The organism is Paenibacillus lactis (genome assembly GCF_017873605.1).
GTDB classification, from domain to species: Bacteria; Bacillota; Bacilli; order Paenibacillales; family Paenibacillaceae; genus Paenibacillus_AQ; species Paenibacillus_AQ lactis.
In genome coordinates this window covers 127,040-151,155 of record NZ_JAGGKI010000012.1, presented here as the reverse complement: position 1 = coordinate 151,155, position 24,116 = coordinate 127,040, and the positions used below count along the sequence as shown (strand labels likewise).

Below are 24,116 nucleotides of genomic sequence, written 5' to 3'. Positions count from 1 at the left end.
TAATCTTTAGCATATTCTCTATTATAGATTCGCTTGCGCCATTTTACGATGTTTTTCTGCACGCTCGCGTTCGCTCTTGTTCAAGATCTTCTTCCGCAGACGCACAGACTTCGGCGTAATTTCGCAATATTCGTCATCATTCAGATATTCGAGCGCCTGCTCCAAAGAGAAGATGCGAGGCGTCTTCAGCTTCACCGTGTCGTCCTTCGTTGCGGAGCGGACGTTCGTCAGCTGCTTTTCCTTACAGATGTTAACGACGATGTCATTGTCACGGGTATGCTCCCCGACGATCATGCCCTCATAAATTTCAGTACCCGGCTCAAGGAACAGTGTTCCGCGATCTTCTACAGACAGCATGCCATAGAAGGTCGACGTTCCGTTCTCCGTCGATACGAGCACGCCTTGGTGGCGTCCGCCGACCTGGCCGCCCACTAGCGGGCCATAGCTGTCAAATGCGTGGTTCATCACGCCGTAGCCGCGAGTCAGCGTCAAGAAATGGGTGCGGTATCCAATCAATCCGCGGGCCGGGATCAGGAATTCCAATCGAACCTGTCCGTTGCCGCTGTTCACCATATTCACCATTTCTGCCTTGCGTGTTCCAAGGCTTTCCATGACCGCACCCATGCTTTCTTCCGGCACGTCGATCATCAAGCGTTCGATCGGCTCCATTTTGACGCCGTCGATTTCGCGGACGATAACTTCCGGCTTGGATACTTGAAGCTCGTAGCCTTCACGGCGCATGTTCTCGATCAAGATGCCAAGATGGAGCTCACCGCGTCCGGAGACGATATATGCATCCGGGCTGTCGGTTTCTTCCACTCTCAAGCTGACGTCAGTCTCAAGCTCTTTGAACAGCCGGTCGCGCAGCTTGCGGGACGTTACCCATTTGCCTTCACGTCCGGCGAAAGGACTGTTGTTCACGAGGAATGTCATTTGGAGTGTCGGTTCATCGATTTTCAGCACCGGCAGTGCCTCCGGATGCTGAGGATCGGCGATCGTCTCTCCGATGTTGATATCCTTGATACCGGCAATGGCAACGATATCGCCTGCGCCGGCTTCCGAAACCTCGATCCGCTTCAAGCCTTGGAAGCCGAACAGCTTCTCGATCCGGGCATTCTTGCTTGATCCGTCGCGCATGATGACCGTAACGGATTGTCCCTGCTTGATAATGCCGCGGTTCACGCGGCCAATCGCGATGCGGCCCAGGTATTCGTTGTAATCCATCAAGGTAACGAGGAACTGAAGCGGCTCGTCCACTTTCTCCGTTGGGGAAGGAATGTGCTCGATGATCGTTTCGTACATGGCGAGCATATTGTCATCCTGCTTGTCCGGATCCTTGCTTGAGGTTCCGTTCAAGCCCGATGCATAAACGACCGGAAAATCGAGTTGATCGTCGTTTGCGCCGAGCTCGATGAACAGATCAAGCACTTCATCGATAACTTCAGCCGGACGGGCGGCCGGACGGTCGATTTTGTTAACAACGACGATTGGCGTCAAATTATGTGCGAGCGCTTTGCCGAGCACAAATTTGGTTTGAGGCATGCAGCCTTCATAGGCATCGACGACGAGCAGAACGCCGTCAACCATTTTCATGATCCGTTCCACTTCACCGCCGAAATCGGCGTGTCCCGGTGTATCTACAATATTGATCAGATAATCTTTATACGTGATAGCCGTATTTTTGGCCAAGATGGTAATCCCGCGTTCGCGCTCCAGGTCGTTGGAGTCCATCGCGCGCTCCTGCAGCGTCTCATGCTCCCGGAAAATACCGGATTGCTTCAGCAGCTGGTCTACAAGTGTTGTTTTGCCATGGTCAACGTGTGCAATAATGGCAATGTTGCGAATCTGATCTCTTGATTGCATAAATGTATCTCAAATCCCTTCTGTTCGAATGAGCCACAAAGAAAGCGCCGGACGACATGCCGACGCTTCAACATACTCCTAATAATATAGGGAAACGAATGGTGAAATCAAGTCTTTTCAGAAAACTTCCAATAATACTTACCATCCCCGACTCCACTTATTGTTTCGTCCCGAGCTATTCCGCCTGACAATCATCCATACGCCTGAAGCAATCAACAAAAATGCGATAATGTAGAGTGCCGCAGACGACAGCCATGTAAAGAAGAGGATAAGCACAGACAGCGCGGTTAGTCCGAGCGCAATCGGAAGCGCTCCTCCCGGCCGCGGAATTTCAAACAAATAATATTCAAACAAGCCGACCCCTACGCCCAAAATCAAGATCGGCCACAAGGATGACATGAGCCCCCATCCTGCAAAGTTGCAGATCAGGAACAGCAGACCATATACGGTCAAGATCCCGCCTGGAATAAGAATGCCGGCCGTCGCACGGCGGCTGAAATACAGAAAATGCAGAAATATGCCCGGCAGCAGCACGATCAGCGGCCATAACGTTCGGCCTAGAAAGCCGAATACGCCGAGTTTTCCAAGGAATATGACAACTCCGGCCCCGACGATGAACAAGCCCAGCGCCAAATCTTTTCTTGAGGACATCTGATCACCCTCTCTTCAGTATGTATCATTCATTACATCAGCGTGTTTTATTAGTCGTTCGATACGTTAATTTTAGCCCAAACCGACAAAAAAAACTATATCCCGAGCTTGTTCCATTTAAATATTAACCAGATTCGCGGTTTTCAACAAAAAAATGGATGACGGTCCATTACCGGACCCGTCACCCATCGTTATTCGTGCTTTCGCAAGCCGATTCAACCTTTACATCCACCAACGCTAGGCTCTATGCCTCTTGCCCATTGTCTGCATACCGCCGATCAGGATGACGGCGCCCGCAAGAAATATCGGGATCAGGTTGTGGCCGTGCGGCAGCCAGTAGGCGAGCAGCAAGCCGACACGCGCGTCCTGCGTCAGCATTTCCCCTGCGGTAAAAGCCAATATCCCTGCCCCGATATACAGCAGGAGCGGAAACTTATGAAGCATCGAAGAAATCAAGCCGCTCCCCCAAACCACGATTGGAATACTCAGTAATATGCCGATCGCGATCAATGCCAAATCGCCGTTAGCCAAACCGGCAATCGCGAGCACATTGTCCAGGCTCATCACAAAATCAGCTACCAGGATCGTATTGATTGCCGACCAGAGCGTAAGCGAAACGGATATCGAAACGTCATCGTCCGTTTTAGGGGCCATCAGCTTGATAGCGATCCAAACGAGGAGCAGGGCGCCTCCAGCCTGCAGAAAGGGGATCTTCAGCAGCAATACCGCTGCCAGGGTCAGCACGCATCTCATCAGGACAGCCGCAACGGTTCCGATCCATACGGCCCGCTTGCGGTGTTTATCGGGAAGATCCTTGCTGGCCATGGCTATAACCAGTGCGTTGTCGCCGCTTAATACCAGATTGATCATTAGAATTTGTCCAAGCAGAAGCATCGTCTCCATGCATGTCACACCCCCACTCTAACACATATGAGTCAGGTGGCCAGGCTATGCTTGCACAACCGGAAAAATAGGCATATAATGAATCGGCTTTCTGTTATTGTGGAACCGTATACGAAGAGGAGTGACATTCATGGAAACCACCGCCGAATTTTTTCTGGCCCTAATCAACATCGTTTTTCTCGATCTCATTCTAGCCGGAGACAACGCCATCGTCATTGGGCTCGCGGCAAGGAATCTTCCGCCGACCACCCAGAAGAAGGCGATCATATACGGAACGGGCGGAGCCGTCGTGCTCCGGATTATAGCCACCATTCTCGTTGTCTGGCTGCTCAATATTCCTTGGCTCCTGCTGGTTGGGGGCATTCTTTTGATCGGCATTGCGTACAAGCTGCTGACCGATGATAACAGCGACCATAACGATATTAAGGCAGGAAAAAGCCTGGGCTCTGCCATACGCACCATCATCGTGGCGGATGCCGCCATGGGTCTGGACAACGTCATCGCTGTAGCGGGCGCTTCCAAGCACAATATGGTGCTGGTTACGATCGGGCTGTTGATCAGCGTACCGATCGTGGTATGGGGCAGTACCCTTTTTATTAAACTGATCAACCGTTTTCCATGGATTATTTACCTCGGCTCGGCCGTACTCGCCTACACGGCTTCGTCCATGATTACCGACGAGAAGCACTTCCATGCTTATTTTGAAGGCCATCAGATCATCAAATATCTGTTCATTGCCCTCATTATCGTTGGAGTGCTTACGGCAGGCCATCTGAAGAAAAAGTCGCAGCAACGGCAATCGTCAACGATGTCCTAGTTTTCGGTTGCAGAAGAGGCGACCTTACAGAAGTTTAAACCCACGGTGGCCAAAAACCCTCCAAAGTCAAAAAAAGCAAGCAGCCAAGGAAGGCCTTAGCCGCTTGCTTTTTTTCGTATATGTGGCGGGAGCCCGCAGCGGTCCCCATGATAACCATGCTGACTCCAACAGCTGAGCTGCTGAAACACAAAACCACCTGCAGCCCTAGAACCAGTCCTCGTTAACAACCGCCCCGTCATCATTCGAAGAACCGGCGCTGATGTTCGTGTCAGGTTTAATGATCAGCGTCTCGGTTCCGGCCACGGCCGCCTCAATTCTTGCAGCCATATGCTCTAACGATGCCTCCACTCTCTCCACGACATGCAGGTTCGGATTGGTTGTCGGGGATTTGGGAACAAACAGCGTACAGCAGTCCTCATAAGGAAGAATGGACGTTTCATATGTGCCGATATCAATCGCCGTCCGAATAATCTCGTTCTTATCGGATGTAACAAGCGGACGCAGAATCGGCAGGTCGGTCGCCCGGCCGATGACGTTCATGCTCGCCAGCGTCTGGCTCGCTACCTGGCCCAGGCTGTCCCCGGTAACAATCGCAAGCGCCCCCTCCTTCTCTGCAAGGGTGGTCGCTATTCTCAGCATGGCCCTGCGCATGAGGGTGATGATCAGATTATCCTGCCCGATCCCGACGAAGGACGTCTGCACATCCGTAAACGGAACGAGATGGAGCTTCAGCCTGCCGGCATACCCGGATAAAATCCTGGTCAATTCCATGACTTTCTCCTTGGCGAGTTGGCTTGTGTAAGGGTAGCTGTAAAAATGAACGCACTGAATTTCAAGCCCTCGGCGCATTGCCTCCCAACCGGCCACCGGACTGTCGATTCCGCCGGACAAGAGCAGCATCGCTTTGCCGTTCGTTCCGAGCGGAAATCCGCCGACACCCGGGATCACCTCATAGAACAGATAGGTTCTTTCTTGCCGAATCTCAATCCGTAGCTCGATCTCCGGATTCTTGACCTGAACCTTCAACTGAGGGTAGGCCCGCAGCAGCGGGGAGCCGACCAGATGATTCATCTCCTGGGAGGAGTGGGGGAATGGCTTCCACACCCGTCTGGCGGTCACTTTAAAGGTTGTCTCCTTCGTCAATACCTTCTGCCCTACAAATTCAACAGCGGTCTTGATAATGCTGTCCAGCTCGGAGGGGCATACTCGGACGGGGCTGATCGATACGAGGCCGAATACCTTCTTAAGCGCTCCGGCAAGCGCCTCTGGGGACTCCCCGTTCAGTTCCACGTACAACCTGCCGTATTCCTTAATGATGTTCGCCTTGGGAAACGGCCGCAGCACGCTCTTGATATGGTTATGCACCGATCTCTCGAACCGGCTGCGGTTTTTTCCTTTTAACGTAAATTCGCCGAAGCGAAGCAGCAGCATATCGTATGTCATTCTCGTTGTCCCTCTCTTTCCATAATCGGGCGCAGCTTGCCGCACACCACGCGGAGCGCCTGCGCCAAAGAAGCCGCATCCTCAGGCTGATGCTCCTTGCCGAGGCTGATGCGGATACCCGAGGATGCATGGGCCGCATCCTTGCCCATGGCGAGCAGCACCCGGCTCGGCTCGCTTAATTTGGAGGAGCATGCCGACTTGGTCGACACGAGCATCCCGAGCTCTTCCAAGGCATGCACCATCACTTCCGGCTTCAATCCCGGACAGGAGAAATGAACGATATGCGGCGCGCTCCGTTCGCTGCTGTTCAGCTCCAGTCCCGGGATTTGGCGAATTTCGCGAAGCAGGATATCCCTGATTTCGGTCAAGCGGGCATGCAATTCAGGCTGGCCCTCCTGTGCAAGTCGCATCGCCTTGGACATCGCGACGGCACCGGCAACATTTTCGGTACCGGCCCGGTGGCCGCTTTCTTGCGATCCGCCCGACAGAATCGGAAACAGCTGTACACCCTGTTTTACGTACAGCAGGCCCATTCCTCTTGGACCGTTGAATTTATGTGCGGACAAGCTGTACAGGTCAGCCTGCCATGCGGACAGCTCAACCGGGAGCTTTCCGAAGCCTTGAACGCCGTCCACATGCAGCAATGTTCGCGGATTCCGCTCCTTCACGATCCGGCCGATATCGGCAAGCGGGGAGATGGCTCCCATTTCGTTGTTGACATGCATGATGCTTACAAGCACCGTATCTTTCCGTATGGCTGCCGCCAGCGCAGCCAGATCGACAATGCCCTCCGCATCCACCGGCAGATAGGTAACCTCCCAGCCCAGAGATTCGAGCTGCTTGCAGCATTCGTATACGGAGGGATGCTCGGTTCCTGTCGTAATGATATGCTGTCCTCTGCTGCGATACTTCATCGCTGCACCCTTAATCGCCATATTGTTGCTTTCCGTTGCCCCCGAAGTCAGGACGATCTCACCGGGCTGCACCTGCAGCGCGGCCGCACACACCTCTCTTGCGCGCTTCAGAAGCTTCCCGGCGGCCTCGCCTGAGCGATGAAGGGCTGACGGGTTCGCGTAATGCATCTTCATAATCTCGGACATCGTATCCACCACCTGCTCCAATGGAGGCGTCGTAGCGGCGTGATCCCAATATATCAAGGTCATATCCCCTTTCCATACCCACTAACGGCAATTCATTGTAACCCAGACTTTTATATTTACACAAAAAGATCAAACGGTAAAGCCGCCGTCCATGAATCGGACATCCTTAAGCTTACCGTTTGATCCTCAAGCGAGCGAGCGTGATGATTCCATCTTCGTTACGCCATATACTTCGTGCGTGCATTCATTACTTTGCCGATGTAGGCCTGGGTCTCTTTCGGGAGGACATGAAGCATGGACATGAGCTCCTCGTCGCTCGAAACCCCAAGCCCCGCAATTCGGGTTGGACCCGCATTGTAGGCGGCCAGCACCATCGCCAGCTCCCCGCCGAAACGCTGAAGCAGATTGGCCAAATACTTCGTGCCGCCCTCAATATTTTGCGCCGGGTCGAACGGATTGCTTACACCAAGGCCCCGTGCGGTACCGTCCATAAGCTGCATCAATCCTTTGGCGCCGGCCGATGAAACCGCATCGGGATTGAAGGAGGACTCCGCGTCAATCACGGCTTTGATCAATGAGACCGGTACACCATAGCGTTCCCCTGCCGCGGCGATTAAATCCTCAAAGCTTGTCTTGACGGTAGATCCCGTATCCTCGATTGAATAATCCTGAGTCCCAATATCCGCGTGCGTTTCGCTGACAGGCCCGAGCTGCTGCCACAGCAAACCGTCCTCCCAAGTCACGCCGGGCGGCAGCGCGCTTATCGTTCGGCCTTGCGGCACGGTTGTCGGCTCCTCCGTCAACAGCTGGCTCAGCACATCGCTAAACCCTGACACGGCCTCCCCCGAGCCGGTGTGCATCCGCTGCACATTGGTCGCGCTCTGCGACCAGAGAATCGGATCAATTTGCATGGTTCTAACTCACTTTCCTCCGTAAAATTCAATGTTCTGGTCCTATTCTACCATGGCTTTGGAACAATCTGCTAGGCCTATTCGACAAAAAAAGACGAATCCCCTTGTTTCCCGGATGGATTCGCCCAGTGTTGCTCCTGTTTAAGCGGCCTAAGATTTATCTGGCGAACGGAATCAGAATAAAATAACTGATCGTTGCCAGAATGCCAAGACCGATCGACCATGCGCCGGTCGTTCTGCTTCCTTTATTGTAAGCGTAGTAACCGACTACAGCCGCAATCGGCCCCAAAATAACAGACCACATGAACAAGGAAAGGATGCCGATCCCGAGCCCGACATATCCGGCGGTCCGGCCGGCAGTCGCCTCCCTGCCGGCATCATCGGTGCGCTTGACGGTAACGTCGCTTGGAGGGGCAACCTCAGCCGCATATTCCTCCCGGTGATCCTTGCGCGGAAAATCTACGCGGCTTCGTTTTCCATTGACCACTTTCATCTTGTTTCGTCCCTGTTTCTTATCCAAAGCATACACCTCCTGATTGAATAATCTTAAAGAGCGGACAGCTGCCAAATTTTAAGGATGAGACCATAGATCATTCCTGCGGTAGTCCCGAAGCATTATGCCCGAGGCTTGAAGGTCAAGCAGCAGGTTTCGGAGGATTTGTCCGCAACATCCTGGTGGTCATTCGTATACGCCTCTGCCCCGTATTCCTCATTCAGCTTCATGTGAGCATGGCGGTCAATTTCGATCATGATCATTTCGGCTTTGCACACGTTTTGTTCTCCCCAATAATGACAATTGCTTACACTGCATTTCACTAATGGTTTGGCTTCGTTGGCCATTTAGCATCACCTCGTCAACATTTTTTCCTGAGTTCAGCGGCGGTATGCACCGTTACGACTGTCAGTTGGTGTCAGGACGAAGGCGCCTCGGCTTTCGTCAAGGTATTCATTTCATCGCGAATTTACCCGCGGACGAAATCCAAAATTACGAAGCAAGATCAGCATCAATGCTTGATCTGAAGGGTCAAAAAAAGAGCCGTCCCCCGCTGTAGAAAAACTACATAGGGGCAGCTCTTTGTCAGGTTAAGGATGCTTCATCAACCAAGGAATGGCGTTCAGGCTTGCAGCATCTTATGTTTAGGCGTGGCTCTTCTCGGAATGCATCCGGCGCTCCGTCAAATAATCACTCTCGTAATAAGCCAGATCGTCACGGAGCTCTTCGTAGATCTTCGTAATGTTCATAATAACGTCGCGTGCCGGGCGCACCGGCTTCTTCCGGAAACGAATCGCGTCCTGACCGGTGTAGGCATAACGGCCGTCTTCGGAGTAGCTTTCGTTGACCGGATAAAAAAAGCTGTTTACGCAGCGGTGGTACACATTATACAAAGCCTTCTCGGCAAAATCGGCATCAAAATTAGGGCGACGCTGCACAACGCCAAGCTTCTCATACGAAACTTCTGAAAATACGAGCAGATGACGAACATCGGACAGAAATCCCTTATAAAAATGTACGGTCTCTTCATCGCGTTCCTCGACCAGCTGCGGTAAAGCATACTCGTTCAAAAACGCTTCCATAATCGAAATAGCAGATTTCAACTTGTCTCTGGACTCCGAACATAATTTCTGAAGATTGTCTGCTGGCATTACGATAGATCCCCCTTAATGGTGTGACCGCCAGGCTAATAACCTTGGACGCTAACGGTCGTACTAATATGTACTATCCTAACACAAATTTGGAGAGAGCGAAATCCCTTCTGAATGCACTTACAAGGATATTTATGGTGCGCCCCTTTGCGCAAGTTCTTCCACTTTTCACAAGCCCCTCACCGCGAATAAAATAGGTGCCCATTTCCCACGCTAACCATATCAAATCCGTCTTAGGCGGTGAGGAGGAATACATGTGAAATCACGTCAACTGTGGACTTGGATCGCTGCAGGGTCGGTTCTGGGAGTGCTTCTGGTGCTCCTGTTCATTCCAGGCTCCAAGGAGCCCGGCCAGACCGCACAGCCCCCGCAGCCGCTGAAGCCTCAGGGCGAGCATAAAGCGAAGCATATGACCCTGCTCAGCGATATCGAATCAACCGACCGATTGAACCGGGTTGATGCGAAGGGGCATTTGCGGGCGATGCTGAACAACGATAAACTGCGCAACGCCGGGCAAGTGAAATCCTATGCCCTCAAGGAGCAAAAATCCCATCAGCATTTCGAGCAGGTTAGATGGTATCAGCTCCGGAACAACCAAAGCACGGAAATTAACGGAAAGCTGCCGCCTATGAGTAAAAAGGATAAAGCTTTGATCGCCCACCATTTCCAGATGGCGCTGCAGAAGCTAAAGCAGGGTAAGCCTTACGATTCCCCGAAATTCTACGCGGCCGGGAAGCCTTACTTCGTTGTGGCCGAGCCCTCCAAGGACGGCAAGCATGGCGCCGCTGCCCTGGTGAATCAAGCGGTGCTGCATGAGGTGTCCAACCACCAAAAGCGAAATCTTCGCATGATTCCCTATCCGAAGGAGGGGAAATTCAAGGTCGAATCGATTCACGCGGATACGTTATCGGACATTACCGTCAAGACTGGGCATGACAACGAAAAGGCCAGCCATTATTACGAGAACGAAATCGTGGTGTCGTTTAAGTCTGAACCGACAAAGGAGGACCTCAGCCGCATCGAGCGTGATATCTCTGCCGAATCCTCCCGCAAACTTGGCTATGCCTATGTATTTCGTTCCAAACAGATGGACTACAACAGACTCCGTAGCTATTTCGAAAGACGGTGGAGAATTAACTACACCGAGCCCCACTATATTTATTTAACCAATGACCGGCAGGCTAAATCCGGCGCAGCCTCGGAGTCCATGCCCGAAGGTCCCGACGGTCAGGTTAACATCCCGAATGATCTGCTCTTCTCTGAGTATCAGTGGAATCTGCCGGTCATCGAGACGAACCGCGGCTGGGATATATCCAAAGGGAGCGAGGATGTGATCATCGCGGTGATCGACACCGGCGTAGATCTGGCCCATACCGATCTGGACGGACAGCTGGTCGAAGGCTACAACATCGTGGACAAGGAGGCGAAGCCTCAGGACGATGTCGGTCACGGAACGCATGTAGCCGGTATTATCGCCGCACTTGTCAACAACGGCGAGGGCGTTGCCGGCGTCAGCTGGTACAATAAGATCATGCCGGTCAAAGCACTTGACGGCACAGGTTCAGGTACAACCTATGCCGTCGCCGAAGGCATTATATGGGCAACCGACCACGGGGCCAAGGTCATTAATATGAGCCTCGGCAATTATGCCGATTCGCAATTTCTGCACGATGCTGTAAAATACGCCTATGATCGTGACGTTGTGCTTGTAGCCGCCTCCGGCAACGACAATACCGAGCGTCCAGGCTACCCGGCCGCTTATCCGGAGGTGCTGGCCGTTGCTGCCATCGATGCAGACCAAAAGCGTGCCGAATATTCGAACTACGGCGATTACATCGACGTATCGGCTCCCGGCACGAATATCGCCAGCACCTTTCCGGGCAATCAGTACGCCGCGCTCTCGGGAACTTCGATGGCCAGTCCGCATGCGGCTGCCATGGCGGGCCTAATCCGTTCCCTGAACCCCGAGCTGACCAACCAGGAGGTCATGGACCTCATGATCAACCATGCCGTTGATCTGGGGGATAAAGGAAAGGACAAATATTACGGTCATGGCCAGATCGATATTTTCCAATCGCTAAAGGCAGCCGGCAATTCCGAGGTCCCGCTCCAAATGTGGCCGAGCCAGGCGCTCCGCCATCTCGAAGACGAGCTTCGGAAGCTCGGCGGAACGAAGAAATAAGCTGTCTGCACCTGATATAAAGGACCCGCAGGGGTTGGTCGAAGCGTCTGTTAGCGGCCATTCCTTGCGGGTCAATTTCTTATATACGGCAGGTGAACTGCTCAGTCAGTAGTTAGACAGCTCTCCAAGGCGCGGGATGAGGTTATCTCTTGCGGCGAGAGCGGGCGCGTTCGGAGCGCTTCTTGGACGACTTGCCGGAAACGGCAACGTTTCTGACACCGGCACCGCCGCCGTAAACGCCGTCCTCAACTTCCTGCGAATACGTATAAATATGCTTCTCGACAGGGCAGCAATGAATTTTGTCCACCACTTTAATCGGATGGATGACAGGGACAATTTGCGGAACATAATGATCTCTTACGATGACGATCGGGTCGCATACGATTGGCGAAACTTCAGGACATGGTCCATGGTGATGACATGACATAATTTTTCGCATCTCCTTTCCGTTGATGATTATAGCTTATTAACAGAAGGACATTATGGTATGGACGACTGTCCTTTACAGGCAAATGTTATCGAAAAAAATATCCCGAACATGAAAAAACGCGCATGCTCTCTGCGTCCCGAAGGGAAGCGAAAGATTATGCGCGTTTATACGGTTGGTTTACATATGAAAATAACGGTTGTTCAGTTTGGAAAGTTTTCCGTAAGCCGGGTTCTGTGCTCTTCGTGGTCATCTCGGGAACTACCCTGCCACTATAAGCGACAATCATCTATCTAGGCCGATTATTACTAAACGGCTCAAGCGACCAACCCAGACGCGCCTCGGGCAAAGGCTGTCTCCTCAAGGGAGACTCGCGTCCCATTAGGTCTTGCTCCAGGTGGGGTTTACCAGGAACGAAGTCACCAGCGTTCCTCGGGGTCTCTTACACCTCGGTTCCACCCTTGCCTGTGCTGTGAATCCACAGCCATCGGCGGTCCATTTCTGTGGCACTATCCTTCAGCTCGCGCTGACTGGACGTTATCCAGCACCCTGCCCTATGGAGCCCGGACTTTCCTCTCGCGGCTTTTCGCCGCCAGCGATTGTCTGTCAAACTTTCCGGACAACATTACATATTATATCTTGATTTATGTCCATGCACAACCCTTAAAACATTAGCAGTCGATGATGAAATTACCAGAGCAGCCGTCATGATCATGCCTAAATATCAGCCGCCCGCCTTGTGCCATCTCCTACCTTGATAACGGCCGATAAACCTAAGCTTACATAAATTGAAACGGCTCCGTGTTGACCGACGAAGCGACGACCTTGGTATCATACTTGTTCTCCTGCAGCTTCTGCTGCATCCATTCGGCGACCTTGCCCTTCATGATTTTCTCGGCATTATGTCCTGGATCAATTAGGGTTAGGCCGGCGGCAAGCGCGTCCTGTGCCGTATGGTAATCAATGTCCCCCGTTACGAGCACATCGGCGCCCCGGAACAACGCCTGGGGATAGAAGCGCCCCCCGGAGCCTCCGATGACCGCCGCCTTGCGGAGCGTCCGGTTCAGATCGCCCACGACCCGGACGTTCGGAACGTCCAGCTTCTCCTTGACGACTTCAGCCATCTCCGCCAGCGTCAGCGGCTCCTTCAGCTTGCCGACCCGTCCGAGTCCCAGCGACCGTCCCTTAAGATCCATGGAATACAGATCGTAGGCAACTTCCTCGTACGGATGGGCCTTAAGCATCGCCTGGATGACTTTGTTCCGGATCGTATGCGGCACGATCGTCTCGATCCGCACTTCCTCGGCCCGTTCCATCTTGCCGGCTTTGCCTTGATACGGGTTGCTTCCTTCTCTCGGGATAAACGTACCGAATCCTTCAATGTTAAAGCTACAATGGCTGTAGTTTCCGATCCAGCCCGCACCGGCGTCCAGCACGGCGTTCAGCACTTCCTCGTGATGGCTCTTCGGCACGAATACTACCAGCTTGGACAGCTGCTCATTATGCAGATCATGAATCGGCGAAGTATTCTCGATTCCGAGCGCTTCGGCCATCCAGTCGTTCATCCCACCTTCGGTTACGTCAAGATTCGTATGGCTGACGTAGACGGCAATATCATGCTTGATCAGCTTCTCGTACACCTTGCCCATCGGCGTGTCGGTCTGAAGCTGCTTCAGCGGCCGGTAGATAATGGCGTGATGGGCAATAATCAAATCGGCTCCAAGGCGAATCGCCTCGTCAACCACTTCATCATTGACATCCAGCGCAACCAGCACTGTACGGATTTCCTTCTGAAGGGTACCGAGCTGAAGTCCGATCCGGTCCTCCGGCTCAGCCACATGCTTCGGAGCAAGCTGCTCCATATATTGTATTACGGTTTGTCCTTTGGCAAGCATGCCAGCACCTCCTCGATAAACTCGATATCCGCCCGAATCTCCGCCGCCTTGCCTTTAGCCGTATCCTGATCCGAGCGCGACAGCGACTTCAGAATTTGATTCATCTTCCCGATCTCCGATTTCCATTTATCATGGAACACGGTGCCTGCATCCCGGATTAACCACGGCCCCATGCGCAGCAGCCATTCGGCGGATAGGGATACCTTTCCGGCAATGGCCCGCTGCGAGTATATTTCCTCATTCGTCACGGGGCCCCCTGGTCGCTCGGGCTCGGCCACAAGCACCTCATAAATCTTTCCGTCTTCCTCCAGAATAAACTCGTCGATCAGCACCCACTCATGGGCAAGCAGCCATTTGCGCAAAATATCCTCACCGACGTTCGGCTGCAATACGAGCCGGCGCACCCCTTCAAGCTTGCCGATGCCCCGATCCAGAATCGCAGCGATTAGACTCCCGCCCATGCCTGCAATCGTAATGACATCCGCTTCGCCTGCGGACAGAACTTCAAGACCGTCTCCTCTCCGGACCTGAATGCAGTCCTCCATCCCGGATTCCTTCACCTGCTTTGCGGCAGCCTCGAACGGGCCCTGATTCACTTCGCCTGCAATCGCTTGGACGGCTGCGCCGCATTCTACGGCTGCAACCGGCAGCAGCGCATGGTCAGACCCTATATCGGCCAGCCGGCTGCCTTGGGGGATTTGGTCCAGGATTAGCTGTAACCTTTTTGATAATTTCACGATGACACTCCTACATCCATTATAGTTGCATGCGACACTACATTTTAACGTAACAGACCGCATGATAAACTGCAAATCCACTCTGGATATTGGGACCATCCATTCATTCCATCGCCATTTGGAAGTGATGCTATTCTCAGGTTTAGGGCTCGTCCATCATTTGCATTGATCTTGGAAAAGAGATAAAATAAAGACCGATACAACAAATACAGGCAGAAATTCCAGAACCAAGGAAAACAAGCCTTCCGGCGGCAGACCGCATTGCGATGGAACTCTAATATCCAATTGCCCAGAGCTTGTAAGCAGCGTACCTTCATCTCAGAAAAAAAAGACCTTGCTGCCGGAAAATGCAGAAGGTCCCTTGATCACTCTATTCGAGAAAATCCTTCAGCCGCTTGCTGCGGCTCGGATGACGAAGCTTCCGAAGCGCCTTGGCCTCAATCTGCCGGATCCGTTCACGCGTAACGCCGAACACTTTGCCTACTTCTTCAAGCGTTCTTGTGCGCCCGTCGTCAAGGCCGAACCGGAGACGAAGCACGTTCTCTTCCCGCTCCGTCAGCGTATCGAGCACGTCTTCAAGCTGTTCCTTAAGAAGCTCGTATGCTGCGGCATCAGCTGGAGCGAGAGCCTCCTGATCCTCGATAAAATCGCCGAGATGGGAATCGTCCTCTTCGCCGATCGGCGTTTCCAAGGACACCGGTTCCTGGGCGATCTTCATAATTTCCCGAACCTTCTCCACGCTAAGCTCCATCTCTGCCGCGATTTCTTCCGGCGATGGCTCGCGACCCAGCTCCTGCAGCAGCTGTCTGGATACACGGATCAGCTTATTGATCGTCTCAACCATATGCACCGGAATCCGGATCGTACGGGCTTGGTCGGCAATCGCGCGCGTAATGGCCTGCCGGATCCACCATGTGGCATACGTACTGAATTTAAAGCCTTTTTTGTAATCGAACTTCTCCACCGCTTTAATAAGGCCCATATTGCCTTCCTGGATCAGATCCAAGAACAGCATGCCGCGACCGACATACCGCTTCGCGATGCTGACAACCAGCCGCAGATTCGCCTCGGCCAGACGGCGCTTGGCCTCCTCATCCCCTTGCTCGATCCGGTTCGCAAGCTCAATCTCGTCGTCCGCGGACAAGAGCGGTACACGTCCGATTTCTTTCAAATACATTCTCACCGGATCGTTGATTTTGATGCCCGGCGGCAGCGACAAATCGTCATCGAAGCCGAAATCCTCATTGTCATGGGATTCGTGATCTTCCGATGCCCGGTGGCTGACCTCATCGTCGCTTTCGTTCACCACATCGATGCCGAGGTCGGCAAGCTGCTCGTAGAACTCCTCCATCTGCTCCGTATCCTGATCGAATGGCGACAGTTTCTCCATAATATCTTTATAGCTTAATACGGATCTCTTTTTACCCTGCTCAATCAATTGATCTTTGACTTGATCCAGCGTAAATTCCGTTTCTAGTTCAGTATGCTGATCATTCGCCATTTTTCGACTCCCTCCTCCCTAGAAGCAGCAATGTGCGGACATCATTGTCTTTCTAGGGCGATAATCTCACTTGCAATTTGTGCGGCCCGCAAAAAATCTCCCGAGCGCTCTGCTTTCATCATTTCTTCCTTCTTCTGCTCGATCTCTCGCTGCTGCGGATATTTCAGTACCTCCCGGATGCAGTCGTCAAGCACTTGAACATTCCACTCCGCGGGTGCCTCCATCATCATAATGGAGCTGACGGTCTTTTCCAGACGATCATCATGGAGAGATGACATGAAACGGCTAATATCCGGAGATTTGCCTTGTGCATAATAAGCATATAGATAAACAGCTATCGCCGCATGATCTTCGATATTAAACGCTTCTCCCAGCCGTTCGCCTACGTATCGCGCGGCTTCCGCATCCTGCAGCATCAGCGACAGCAGCCGCCGTTCAGCCGCATGATAGGCAGGCAGCAGCGCCGGGGCGGGCTGACGCCCGTTAATATGCCTACCATTATTCCACCTTTTTTCCTTATTATCCCCATCGCCCCTCTTTTTTTGCATGGACTGCCTGAGCAAATTGCAATCCTGCTTAAGGCTCTCGTAGGAAAGGTTCAGCTCCGAGGATAATTCCCTCAAATATACTTCCCGCTCGGTTGAGGAATGAAGTGCGGCGATAATCGGCAGCGCTTCTTTCGTATACGCGATCTTGCCATCTTCTTCTAGCAGTATATGGTTTTTCTTCAGATATATAAGTTTAAATTTTGTGGTTGAAACAGCTGTTTCCACTACATGCCTGAATCGCTCGGCACCGAATTTGCGGATGTATTCATCCGGATCCAGGCCTTCGCTGACAAGCGCAATCTTCACCCGAAGTCCGGCGCCCTCCAGCATCGGGATGACCTTCATCGCGGCTGCCATACCGGCCCTGTCGCCGTCATAGATGACAACAACCTCTTCGGCCATGGATTTCATAATCGCTACTTGATTTTCCGTAAGGGACGTGCCCATCGTTGCCACGCCGTTCTGAAGTCCAGCCTCCCAAGACGAGATCACATCACCGTAACCTTCGAATAATAGGATCTGACGCAATTTGCGTATGGATGTCTTCGCCTGGTGCAGGTTGTACAACGTACGGCTTTTGTTAAACAAAAGAGTTTCCGGGGAATTCAAGTACTTCGGCTGACCATCCCCGAGGATCCTTCCGGCGAACGCAATCACTTTGCCGCTGCGGTCATGGATCGGAAACATGATACGTCCCCGAAACCGGTCGAGATAGCCTTCCTGTTCATGTCTTGCGGACAACAAACCGCCCTTCTCCATCTCTTTCAGGTCAAATGACCGCTTGGTAAGAAATTGAACCAGCGTATCCCAGCGATCCGGCGCATAGCCGATCTGAAACTGATCGATCATCTTGTCGCTCATGCCGCGGGACCGTAAGTACTTCATCGCCTCGGTGCCATGCTCCGTATTCTTCAGCAGAAAATGATACAGCTTGGCGCTCAGCTCATAAGCTTCAAGTAAACGTTCTTTCTCCGGATTGCGAGGAATTACGGGAACCCCTTGACCTTCCGGTAACGAGATATCGTTCTCTTCGGCCATGGTTCTTACGGCTTCGGGGAAGGAAAATCCTTCGATTTCCATTCTGAATTTAATGGCGTTACCGCCCTTGCCGCAGCCATAGCAGTAGAAGATTTGGCGTTCCGGTGTAACCGTAAAGGATGGGGTCTTTTCCGAATGAAAAGGGCACAGGCCCTTTAAATACTTCCCCTGTTTCGTAAGATGCACGTATTTGCTGACCGTATCCACGATATCGCTTTTGGCCAGCACCGCCTCAATGACATCATCCGGAATATTGCCTTGTCCGGTACTCATCCAAACCACCTTCATCTCATTTGGCACGTAAATAGTATTCGCTACGGGTGGACATTCTCCTGCAATTCAAGCAAAAGTTTTGTCAGTTTATGTTGAAAAAAAACCCGGTCTTCGTCAAGCAGCTTTTTCGGTCCTTTGCCGTACTTCCCCTGCCTTCTTGCTTTGGCTTGATGGTGGCGCGAATCCAGCATGAAATCGATATCGGAATTGCGGAATATCCGGCCGCGGAACGAGATGACATAGCAGGATTTCGCTAACGCCAGCGCAGCCAAACCATAGTCCTGGGTGACCACGATATCCCCTTTCGATATATGGTTCGCAATATAGAGATCAGCGCTTTGGTCGCTCCGGTCCACTTGAATCGTCACGACGCCTTCCTCGGCCTGCTGCATATGATCATAGGAAGAAACGAGCAGCACCGGCACATGGAATGTACGGGCAGTTTCTGCGATTTCCTTCTTGACGGGACAGGCGTCGCCGTCAACCACGATCCGGCAGGAGGAACCTTCAATCATTGATATCACCGGCTTTTCCTGTACTCTTGGAACCATCCTGTGCTGTTTACTATTATATACGTCTTGAACCGATTAAAATCCTGCTTCCCAAAAAACAATGAGCTGCAGTCTGCCTTACTGTACGGCCATTGATTCTTACTCACAGCGAAAGCGCCATCCTGTGCCTTGACACGGGCTGTCGCTTTCGCTGAACAAACCATTATAACATTTGCAAAATCATCATGTCACTACGCTTACCACACTAATTTTGAAAAATCGGCGTACCGCTTCAAATCCCCATCGATGCCGGAGAGCAGTGCAAGGCGGTTAGCCCGCACCGATTCGTCCTCGGCCATGACCATGACGGAGTCAAAGAAGCCGGTAATCGGCGCCTTCAGTCCACTGAGCAAGGACAATGCGCGTTCGCCGTCCGCAGCATCCAGTGCCGCTTCGTAATCGCTCCGGATCGCCTGCCAGGCTTCATAAAGCTCGCCTTCCGCAGACTCCGTGAACAGCTCCCGGTTCACCGCAGCTTTCCCTGCCTTGGCCGCAAGGTTGCTGACGCGGTTCAAGGATTCCACCGTCGTCTTGAAGTCCTCGGCGGACTCAACCGCATGCATCAGCGCCTGTCCCCGGTTCACAACGGATACCACGGAATCGAAGCCGGCCGAAATCACCGCATCGACAACGTCATACCGCTGGTTCTCGGACAGCAGCTTCTTCACGCGAAGTCCGAAGAATTCCTGGAGATCCTTCCGGATTTCACCGGCGGACCGTTTGAGCGCCCGGATGTTCTCATGAACGTCCAGCGCAATGCCGAACACGTCGGACAAGGTAATCGGAAGCTTGTGCTCCAGAATGATCTGCACGATGCCTTGCGCCTGGCGGCGCAGTGCGTATGGATCCTGGGAGCCGGTCGGAATGATGCCGATGGAGAAGCAGCCGGTAATCGTGTCGATTTTGTCCGCTATGCTTATGATGGAGCCGACCTGCGTCGAAGGAACGGCATCGCCGGCAAAGCGCGGCTGGTAATGCTCGAATACCGCTTTGGCCACCTCTTCCTTCTCTCCCGCTTTACGCGCGTAATCCTCGCCCATAACCCCCTGAAGCTCAGGGAATTCATACACCATTTGGGTTACAAGATCGAATTTGCAGATATCGGCGGCGCGGCTGACGGAATCCGCTGCATCAGCGGCGATTCCAAGCTTGACGGCCAGCTGATCGGAAATGCGGCGGATGCGGCGCACCTTGTCCCCGATCGTTCCGAGCTCCTCATGGAAGACGATGCTTTCGAGCTTGGACAGCGCGTCCTTGATCTGGAGCTTCTGATCTTCTTCATAGAAAAACTTCGCATCCGACAAGCGTGCCCGCAGCACCTTTTCATTCCCTTTGGCAATAACATCAAGCGAACGGGAATCGCCGTTGCGCACCGTCACGAAATAAGGAAGCAGCTGCCCCTTGTCGTCCAAAACCGGGAAGTAGCGCTGATGCTCGCGCATCGAGGTGATCAGCACATCCTGCGGGATATGAAGGAACGAGGAATCGAAGGTTCCGTAGAGCACGGTAGGCGTCTCAACAAGGAACAATACCTCTTCCAGCAGATCATCCTTGATTGCGATATTCCAGCCCTTCTCTTTGGCGAGTGCCTGAATTTGCGAAACGATCATTTCTTGACGCTCATTCACGTCCACGATGACATGCTGTTCGCGAAGGATATCCCGATATGCCGACGCTTCCGGAATAACGGCATCAGATCCCAGGAAGCGGTGCCCTCTCGTGACATTGCCCGCCTGCACGCCGGCAACCTCAAGCGTGATCGTCTCGCTGCCCAGCAGCGCAACGATCCATTTGATCGGACGTACGAACTTGAACTCATGCGCACCCCAGCGCATATTTTTCGGGAACGTCATCGCTGTCAGTATGCCGTGAAGCCCCTCGGACAGAATCGACTGGGTATCGACGCCGACGCTGCTCTTGGTGACGTAGATATACTCGACGCCTCCAAGCTCCTTAAAGGTGAAGCTCTCCGGATCGACGCCTTGGCTTCGGGCGAAGCCGAGCGCCGCCTTGCTCCACTGACCGTTCTCGTCCAGCGCGATCTTCCGCGAAGGTCCTTTAACCTCCTCGCTGACATCCTCCTGCTTATCCGCAACATCCTTGACCCATACGGCAAGGCGACGCGGCGTTGCATAGGCGGTTACTTCCCCGTGCCCGATTCTGGATGCTTCCAGCCATTTCACGAGGCGGTCCTCCAGCTGTTCCATCGCTGCACGCAGAAATCTTGCCGGGACTTCCTCCAGCCCGATCTCAAACAATAAATCCTTAGGCATGTTCTGCGCCCCCTTTCTTAATCAACGGGAAGCCAAGCTTCTCGCGTTCCTCCAAATACGTAGCCGCCACCTGGCGCGCGAGATTGCGCACGCGCATGATGTAGCCTGTTCTCTCGGTCACGCTGATCGCTCCTCTGGCGTCAAGAAGGTTAAACGTATGGGAGCACTTCAGCACATAGTCGTACGCCGGGAAGACCAGATGTTGATTCATCGCCTTGTTGGCTTCCTCTTCATACATGTTGAACAGCGTAAACAGCATCTTCACATCCGACACTTCAAACGTGTACTTGGAATGCTCAAATTCCGGCTGATGGAACACGTCGCCATACGTAATGCCGTCCACCCATTCGAGGTCGAATACATTCTCTTTATCTTGAATATACGACGCAAGCCGCTCCATGCCGTAGGTAATCTCAACCGCAACGGGATTGGCATCGATGCCCCCGACCTGCTGGAAATACGTAAACTGCGTAATTTCCATGCCGTCGAGCCACACTTCCCATCCGAGGCCCCAGGCGCCAAGGGTCGGAGCTTCCCAGTTATCTTCGACAAAGCGGATGTCGTGATCGAGCGGGTCAATGCCAAGACGCTTCAGGCTCTCCAGATACAGCTCCTGGATATTGTCCGGGGAAGGCTTCAGAATGACCTGAAACTGATGGTGCTGGTACAACCGGTTCGGGTTTTCCCCGTAACGGCCGTCTGCCGGACGACGGGAAGGCTCAACGTAAGCGACATTCCACGGCTCCGGACCGATCGAGCGCAAGTAGGTCATCGGGTTCATGGTGCCTGCACCCTTTTCCGTGTCATACGGCTGCACGATGATACAATTCTGTTCTGCCCAGAACTGCTGCAGCGTCAAAATCATCTGTTGGAAATTCATGATTTTTAGCTCCTTTGCTTTCATTTTCATAATAAAACATCCGACAATCCAGTCTGTACAACGCAAAAAAGCTCTCGCCCCATGCCTGATGTACAGACATAGGGACGAGAGCTGTCGCTTCCCGCGGTTCCACCCTACTTGGCCAGCCTTCCCGCAGCTGCCGTGCAGCAGCGCTGTAGCTAAACCCACTTTATCGTTTCAAGAATGCTCCCGGGTGCCATGTTCATGAATGCTTCGTACCGGACTCCCACCGCCGCCGGCTCGCTATAACGAATGGCCATTCATTACTTTCCCGTTCAACGCATGTCAATATGCAATAACTCATAAACTGATAAATATAATACCTTAATCCGAACCTTACGTCAAATGTTGTATTTGTCCATCTGGTCCAGGAAGTTTTGGGATTTGAGCCGGAGGCCCAGCTGCATATCCATTAACGCCCTCATTACCTTCTTGAGCTCGTCCTTCGTCTCCGCCTTAACGTCCACATTACCGAGCCGCCTGAGATCCAGCCTGGCGAACAGGCGCAGCAGCTTCAAGGTCCGGACCGACACGGCCATCGCCGGCGGATCCAAATGCTTGCAATAACGGCATAGAACACCTCCGAGACGCGGGCTGACCAGCATATCCTCGTCATTTCTCGGCTGATTGCACGAAATGCATACCTCCAGCTCCGGTCCATACCCTGCCGCCTGCAGGATTTTCATCTCATAGAGATTGATAATAATCTGAGGATCCTTGTCTTCTTGAAGGGAGGTCAGGCATGCCTTCAGCTGATGGAACCAAAAAGCCCCCGTCTCCTCATCCTGCAGCACCCGATCCAAGAGCTCGCAGGCATAGGAAGCATAGGCGGCTTTGATCAAATCTTCCCGCAGTTCATGATGGGATTCTATAATCTCGCCTGCGTTCAGGGTTCCAAGCCCCGTATTGCGAAAAAACACATACTCCCCATACGTAAAAGGCTGGGTCAGAGCAGCATGCCGGCTCTTGACCTTTTTTGCTCCTCTGACCAGCACCCCTACCTTGCCCGATTCTTTGGTGCAAAGCGTAATGATTTTGTTCCCTTCACCGTAGTCCATGCTGCGGATGACAATTCCTTCCGCCCGATATAGCATGCATTATCCCCCAACCATTCTTGGAACAACCAATAATTACTCGTCCTCTTCATGCTGGGCCGCCTCATCTTCTGCGGATGCAGCTGCAAGAACCCGTTCACCGTCGGTTTCTTTATACAGCAAATAAGCATCGACATCTCCAGTCATCGCAAAATACTTCCACGAAAAATTTCGCATTCGTATTCATCCTTTCTTCGGAAATGACGTCTGCATCTACGAAAATAGGATGTGCGTACCGTGCGGATTTATGAATTGCAATTGTTGGCAGGCTGCCTGAGCAGCAACCGGCGGCACCAATCCCCCAGAAAGCTTCTTTCGGTACGGGTCAATTACTCCCCGCGGTGAAATCCAAGGTCACGAAGAACACGCTCCTGGTTGCGCCAATCTTTTTTTACCTTAACCCATAGCTCCAGGAAAATCTTGGAGCCGAGAAGCCGCTGAATGTCCTGGCGGGCCTGCTTGCCGACTTCCTTGAGCAGGGCGCCCTGCTTCCCGATAATAATGCCCTTCTGTGAATCGCGCTCGACAAAAATGACGGCGGATATATAGACGGTTCCGTTCTCCTCCTTGCGCATATCCTCAATCGTGACGGCGATGGAGTGCGGCACCTCCTCCCGGGTCATGTGCAGGATTTTCTCCCGGATGAGCTCGGCGCAGACAAACTGCTCGGGATGATCCGTCACTTGGTCCTCCGGATAATACTGCGGGCCCGGCGGCAAATATTTCTGGATTTGATCCAGCAGCGTGTCGACGTTGCTGCCAAGCTTGGCCGAAATCGGAACGATCTCCGCAAAGTCATGGAGCTTCCGGTATTCTTCAATAAGCGGCAGCAGCGCCGGCGGCTCGATCTTATCGATCTTGTTCATCACCAGCATGACCGGGGTCTTGATTTTGCTCAGCTGCTCGGCAATAAAGCGGTCGCCTCCGCCAATCCCTTCGGATGCGTCCACCAGAAACAATACGGCTTCCACTTCACCCAGCGTGCCGAGCGCCGTCTGATTCATGTAATCGCCGAGCTTGGATTGACGCTTGTGAATCCCCGGCGTATCCAGAAATACAACCTGGGAGTCCGGCGTTGTGTACACCCCGTGGATTTTATTTCTTGTTGTCTGCGGTTTATCCGACATAATGGCAATCTTCTGACCGATGACCTGATTCATCAGCGTAGATTTCCCTACATTGGGTCTGCCGATGATCGCCACAAAACCTGATTTAAACTGTTTTTTCTGCATACCATTCCTCCAGCTAACGTTACTAACACCTTAAGGCGAATGGGACTATGGCTGCTTCTTTTCGTCCCACACCGAGATACCATCATCAAGGGTCTTGGCCGCAATGGCCGTGGGTGACACGTCAGCTTGCCG

Annotated in this window: 22 protein-coding genes and 1 other RNA gene; 2 read left to right on the top strand and 21 right to left on the bottom strand. The window is 52.8% G+C overall.

All coding sequences use genetic code 11. The features are described from left to right. Nucleotides 1-21: 21 nt before the first annotated feature. From typA to J2Z18_RS20885, 3 genes are all read right to left on the bottom strand, one after another. Nucleotides 22-1,863, bottom strand: coding sequence for a translational GTPase TypA (gene typA / locus J2Z18_RS20895; RefSeq protein WP_007129439.1), 1,842 nt, complete (start codon nt 1,861-1,863; stop codon nt 22-24). Nucleotides 1,864-2,001: 138 nt separating this feature from the next. Further along, the gene (locus J2Z18_RS20890; RefSeq protein ID WP_028404311.1) at nt 2,002-2,514 is read right to left on the bottom strand and encodes a hypothetical protein; all 513 of its coding nucleotides are present in this window, start codon (nt 2,512-2,514) and stop codon (nt 2,002-2,004) included. A 237-nt stretch (nt 2,515-2,751) separates the two neighbouring features. Then, a complete protein-coding gene (locus J2Z18_RS20885; protein ID WP_007129437.1) occupies nt 2,752-3,417 on the bottom strand; it encodes a TerC family protein in 666 nt (221 codons plus the stop codon). A 130-nt stretch (nt 3,418-3,547) separates the two neighbouring features. Here J2Z18_RS20885 and J2Z18_RS20880 point away from each other — a divergent pair, with 130 nt between their 5' ends. Continuing rightward, entirely contained in the window at nt 3,548-4,234 is a 687-nt protein-coding gene (locus J2Z18_RS20880) for a TerC family protein (protein ID WP_007129436.1), read from the top strand. Between the two features lie 204 nt (nt 4,235-4,438). Here J2Z18_RS20880 and thiI read toward each other — a convergent pair whose 3' ends face one another. The 6 genes from thiI to J2Z18_RS20850 all read right to left on the bottom strand — a co-directional run bounded on the left by thiI (nt 4,439) and on the right by J2Z18_RS20850 (nt 9,332). Continuing rightward, nucleotides 4,439-5,677 carry a tRNA uracil 4-sulfurtransferase ThiI gene (gene thiI, locus J2Z18_RS20875; RefSeq protein ID WP_007129435.1) on the bottom strand — a complete coding sequence of 413 codons (1,239 nt, stop codon included), beginning with the start codon at nt 5,675-5,677 and terminating at the stop codon, nt 4,439-4,441. After that, on the bottom strand, nt 5,674-6,834 hold the full coding sequence (locus J2Z18_RS20870) for a cysteine desulfurase family protein (RefSeq protein WP_028404315.1): 1,161 nt from the start codon (nt 6,832-6,834) through the stop codon (nt 5,674-5,676). Before J2Z18_RS20870 ends, thiI begins: the two co-directional genes overlap by 4 nt. A gap of 161 nt (nt 6,835-6,995) precedes the next feature. Further along, nucleotides 6,996-7,688, bottom strand: coding sequence for a lytic transglycosylase domain-containing protein (locus J2Z18_RS20865; RefSeq protein ID WP_210095264.1), 693 nt, complete (start codon nt 7,686-7,688; stop codon nt 6,996-6,998). A 157-nt stretch (nt 7,689-7,845) separates the two neighbouring features. Next, complete coding sequence (locus J2Z18_RS20860; RefSeq protein ID WP_007129432.1) at nt 7,846-8,208, bottom strand: hypothetical protein; 363 nt, start codon at nt 8,206-8,208, stop codon at nt 7,846-7,848. A gap of 95 nt (nt 8,209-8,303) precedes the next feature. Further along, complete coding sequence (locus J2Z18_RS20855; protein WP_007129431.1) at nt 8,304-8,528, bottom strand: DUF1540 domain-containing protein; 225 nt, start codon at nt 8,526-8,528, stop codon at nt 8,304-8,306. Nucleotides 8,529-8,825: 297 nt separating this feature from the next. After that, entirely contained in the window at nt 8,826-9,332 is a 507-nt protein-coding gene (locus J2Z18_RS20850; RefSeq protein WP_007129430.1) for a YpuI family protein, read from the bottom strand. Between the two features lie 256 nt (nt 9,333-9,588). Here J2Z18_RS20850 and J2Z18_RS20845 point away from each other — a divergent pair, with 256 nt between their 5' ends. Then, entirely contained in the window at nt 9,589-11,514 is a 1,926-nt protein-coding gene (locus tag J2Z18_RS20845) for a S8 family serine peptidase (RefSeq protein WP_210095263.1), read from the top strand. 142 nt (nt 11,515-11,656) lie between these two features. Here J2Z18_RS20845 and J2Z18_RS20840 read toward each other — a convergent pair whose 3' ends face one another. From J2Z18_RS20840 to era, 12 genes are all read right to left on the bottom strand, one after another. Further along, nucleotides 11,657-11,941 carry a hypothetical protein gene (locus J2Z18_RS20840; protein WP_007129428.1) on the bottom strand — a complete coding sequence of 95 codons (285 nt, stop codon included), beginning with the start codon at nt 11,939-11,941 and terminating at the stop codon, nt 11,657-11,659. Nucleotides 11,942-12,149: 208 nt separating this feature from the next. Continuing rightward, an RNA gene (gene rnpB, locus J2Z18_RS20835) (RNase P RNA component class A) lies at nt 12,150-12,556 on the bottom strand. Nucleotides 12,557-12,720: 164 nt separating this feature from the next. Next, a complete protein-coding gene (locus J2Z18_RS20830) occupies nt 12,721-13,836 on the bottom strand; it encodes a Nif3-like dinuclear metal center hexameric protein (protein ID WP_210095262.1) in 1,116 nt (371 codons plus the stop codon). After that, nucleotides 13,812-14,573, bottom strand: coding sequence for a tRNA (adenine(22)-N(1))-methyltransferase TrmK (locus tag J2Z18_RS20825; protein WP_210095261.1), 762 nt, complete (start codon nt 14,571-14,573; stop codon nt 13,812-13,814). Before J2Z18_RS20825 ends, J2Z18_RS20830 begins: the two co-directional genes overlap by 25 nt. Before the next feature lie 370 nt (nt 14,574-14,943). Beyond that, nucleotides 14,944-16,074, bottom strand: a complete 1,131-nt coding sequence (rpoD, locus tag J2Z18_RS20820) for an RNA polymerase sigma factor RpoD (protein ID WP_007129424.1) — start codon at nt 16,072-16,074, stop codon at nt 14,944-14,946. Nucleotides 16,075-16,115: 41 nt separating this feature from the next. After that, the gene (gene dnaG / locus J2Z18_RS20815) at nt 16,116-17,933 is read right to left on the bottom strand and encodes a DNA primase (RefSeq protein ID WP_007129423.1); all 1,818 of its coding nucleotides are present in this window, start codon (nt 17,931-17,933) and stop codon (nt 16,116-16,118) included. Between the two features lie 41 nt (nt 17,934-17,974). Then, nucleotides 17,975-18,448: a YaiI/YqxD family protein gene (locus J2Z18_RS20810; RefSeq protein ID WP_210095278.1), complete on the bottom strand. Its 474-nt coding sequence runs from the start codon at nt 18,446-18,448 to the stop codon at nt 17,975-17,977. A 233-nt stretch (nt 18,449-18,681) separates the two neighbouring features. Then, nucleotides 18,682-20,757: a glycine--tRNA ligase subunit beta gene (gene glyS, locus J2Z18_RS20805; RefSeq protein ID WP_007129421.1), complete on the bottom strand. Its 2,076-nt coding sequence runs from the start codon at nt 20,755-20,757 to the stop codon at nt 18,682-18,684. Beyond that, nucleotides 20,750-21,637 (bottom strand): glycine--tRNA ligase subunit alpha, encoded by an 888-nt coding sequence (gene glyQ, locus J2Z18_RS20800; protein WP_007129420.1) that lies wholly within the window; start codon nt 21,635-21,637, stop codon nt 20,750-20,752. The genes glyS and glyQ overlap by 8 nt, the downstream gene beginning before the upstream one ends. 362 nt (nt 21,638-21,999) lie before the next feature. After that, nucleotides 22,000-22,752 carry a DNA repair protein RecO gene (gene recO, locus J2Z18_RS20795; protein ID WP_007129419.1) on the bottom strand — a complete coding sequence of 251 codons (753 nt, stop codon included), beginning with the start codon at nt 22,750-22,752 and terminating at the stop codon, nt 22,000-22,002. Nucleotides 22,753-22,788: 36 nt separating this feature from the next. Further along, nucleotides 22,789-22,929 (bottom strand): YqzL family protein, encoded by a 141-nt coding sequence (locus J2Z18_RS20790; protein ID WP_210095260.1) that lies wholly within the window; start codon nt 22,927-22,929, stop codon nt 22,789-22,791. A 152-nt stretch (nt 22,930-23,081) separates the two neighbouring features. Beyond that, nucleotides 23,082-23,984, bottom strand: coding sequence for a GTPase Era (gene era, locus J2Z18_RS20785; RefSeq protein ID WP_007129417.1), 903 nt, complete (start codon nt 23,982-23,984; stop codon nt 23,082-23,084). Nucleotides 23,985-24,116 lie beyond the last annotated feature (132 nt).

Coding starts and splice junctions, on each gene's coding strand:
- thiI (WP_007129435.1), bottom strand. CDS start 5,677: ATGACATACGATATGCTGCTGCTTCGCTTCGGCGAATTTACGTTAAAA.
- J2Z18_RS20830 (WP_210095262.1), bottom strand. CDS start 13,836: ATGCTTGCCAAAGGACAAACCGTAATACAATATATGGAGCAGCTTGCT.
- recO (WP_007129419.1), bottom strand. CDS start 22,752: ATGCTATATCGGGCGGAAGGAATTGTCATCCGCAGCATGGACTACGGT.
- rpoD (WP_007129424.1), bottom strand. CDS start 16,074: ATGGCGAATGATCAGCATACTGAACTAGAAACGGAATTTACGCTGGAT.
- J2Z18_RS20855 (WP_007129431.1), bottom strand. CDS start 8,528: ATGGCCAACGAAGCCAAACCATTAGTGAAATGCAGTGTAAGCAATTGT.
- era (WP_007129417.1), bottom strand. CDS start 23,984: ATGCAGAAAAAACAGTTTAAATCAGGTTTTGTGGCGATCATCGGCAGA.
- glyQ (WP_007129420.1), bottom strand. CDS start 21,637: ATGAATTTCCAACAGATGATTTTGACGCTGCAGCAGTTCTGGGCAGAA.
- J2Z18_RS20850 (WP_007129430.1), bottom strand. CDS start 9,332: ATGCCAGCAGACAATCTTCAGAAATTATGTTCGGAGTCCAGAGACAAG.
- J2Z18_RS20790 (WP_210095260.1), bottom strand. CDS start 22,929: ATGCGAAATTTTTCGTGGAAGTATTTTGCGATGACTGGAGATGTCGAT.
- J2Z18_RS20840 (WP_007129428.1), bottom strand. CDS start 11,941: ATGTCATGTCATCACCATGGACCATGTCCTGAAGTTTCGCCAATCGTA.
- glyS (WP_007129421.1), bottom strand. CDS start 20,757: ATGCCTAAGGATTTATTGTTTGAGATCGGGCTGGAGGAAGTCCCGGCA.
- J2Z18_RS20890 (WP_028404311.1), bottom strand. CDS start 2,514: ATGTCCTCAAGAAAAGATTTGGCGCTGGGCTTGTTCATCGTCGGGGCC.
- J2Z18_RS20865 (WP_210095264.1), bottom strand. CDS start 7,688: ATGCAAATTGATCCGATTCTCTGGTCGCAGAGCGCGACCAATGTGCAG.
- typA (WP_007129439.1), bottom strand. CDS start 1,863: ATGCAATCAAGAGATCAGATTCGCAACATTGCCATTATTGCACACGTT.
- J2Z18_RS20880 (WP_007129436.1), top strand. CDS start 3,548: ATGGAAACCACCGCCGAATTTTTTCTGGCCCTAATCAACATCGTTTTT.
- J2Z18_RS20885 (WP_007129437.1), bottom strand. CDS start 3,417: ATGGAGACGATGCTTCTGCTTGGACAAATTCTAATGATCAATCTGGTA.
- dnaG (WP_007129423.1), bottom strand. CDS start 17,933: ATGAGTACCGGACAAGGCAATATTCCGGATGATGTCATTGAGGCGGTG.
- J2Z18_RS20810 (WP_210095278.1), bottom strand. CDS start 18,448: ATGATTGAAGGTTCCTCCTGCCGGATCGTGGTTGACGGCGACGCCTGT.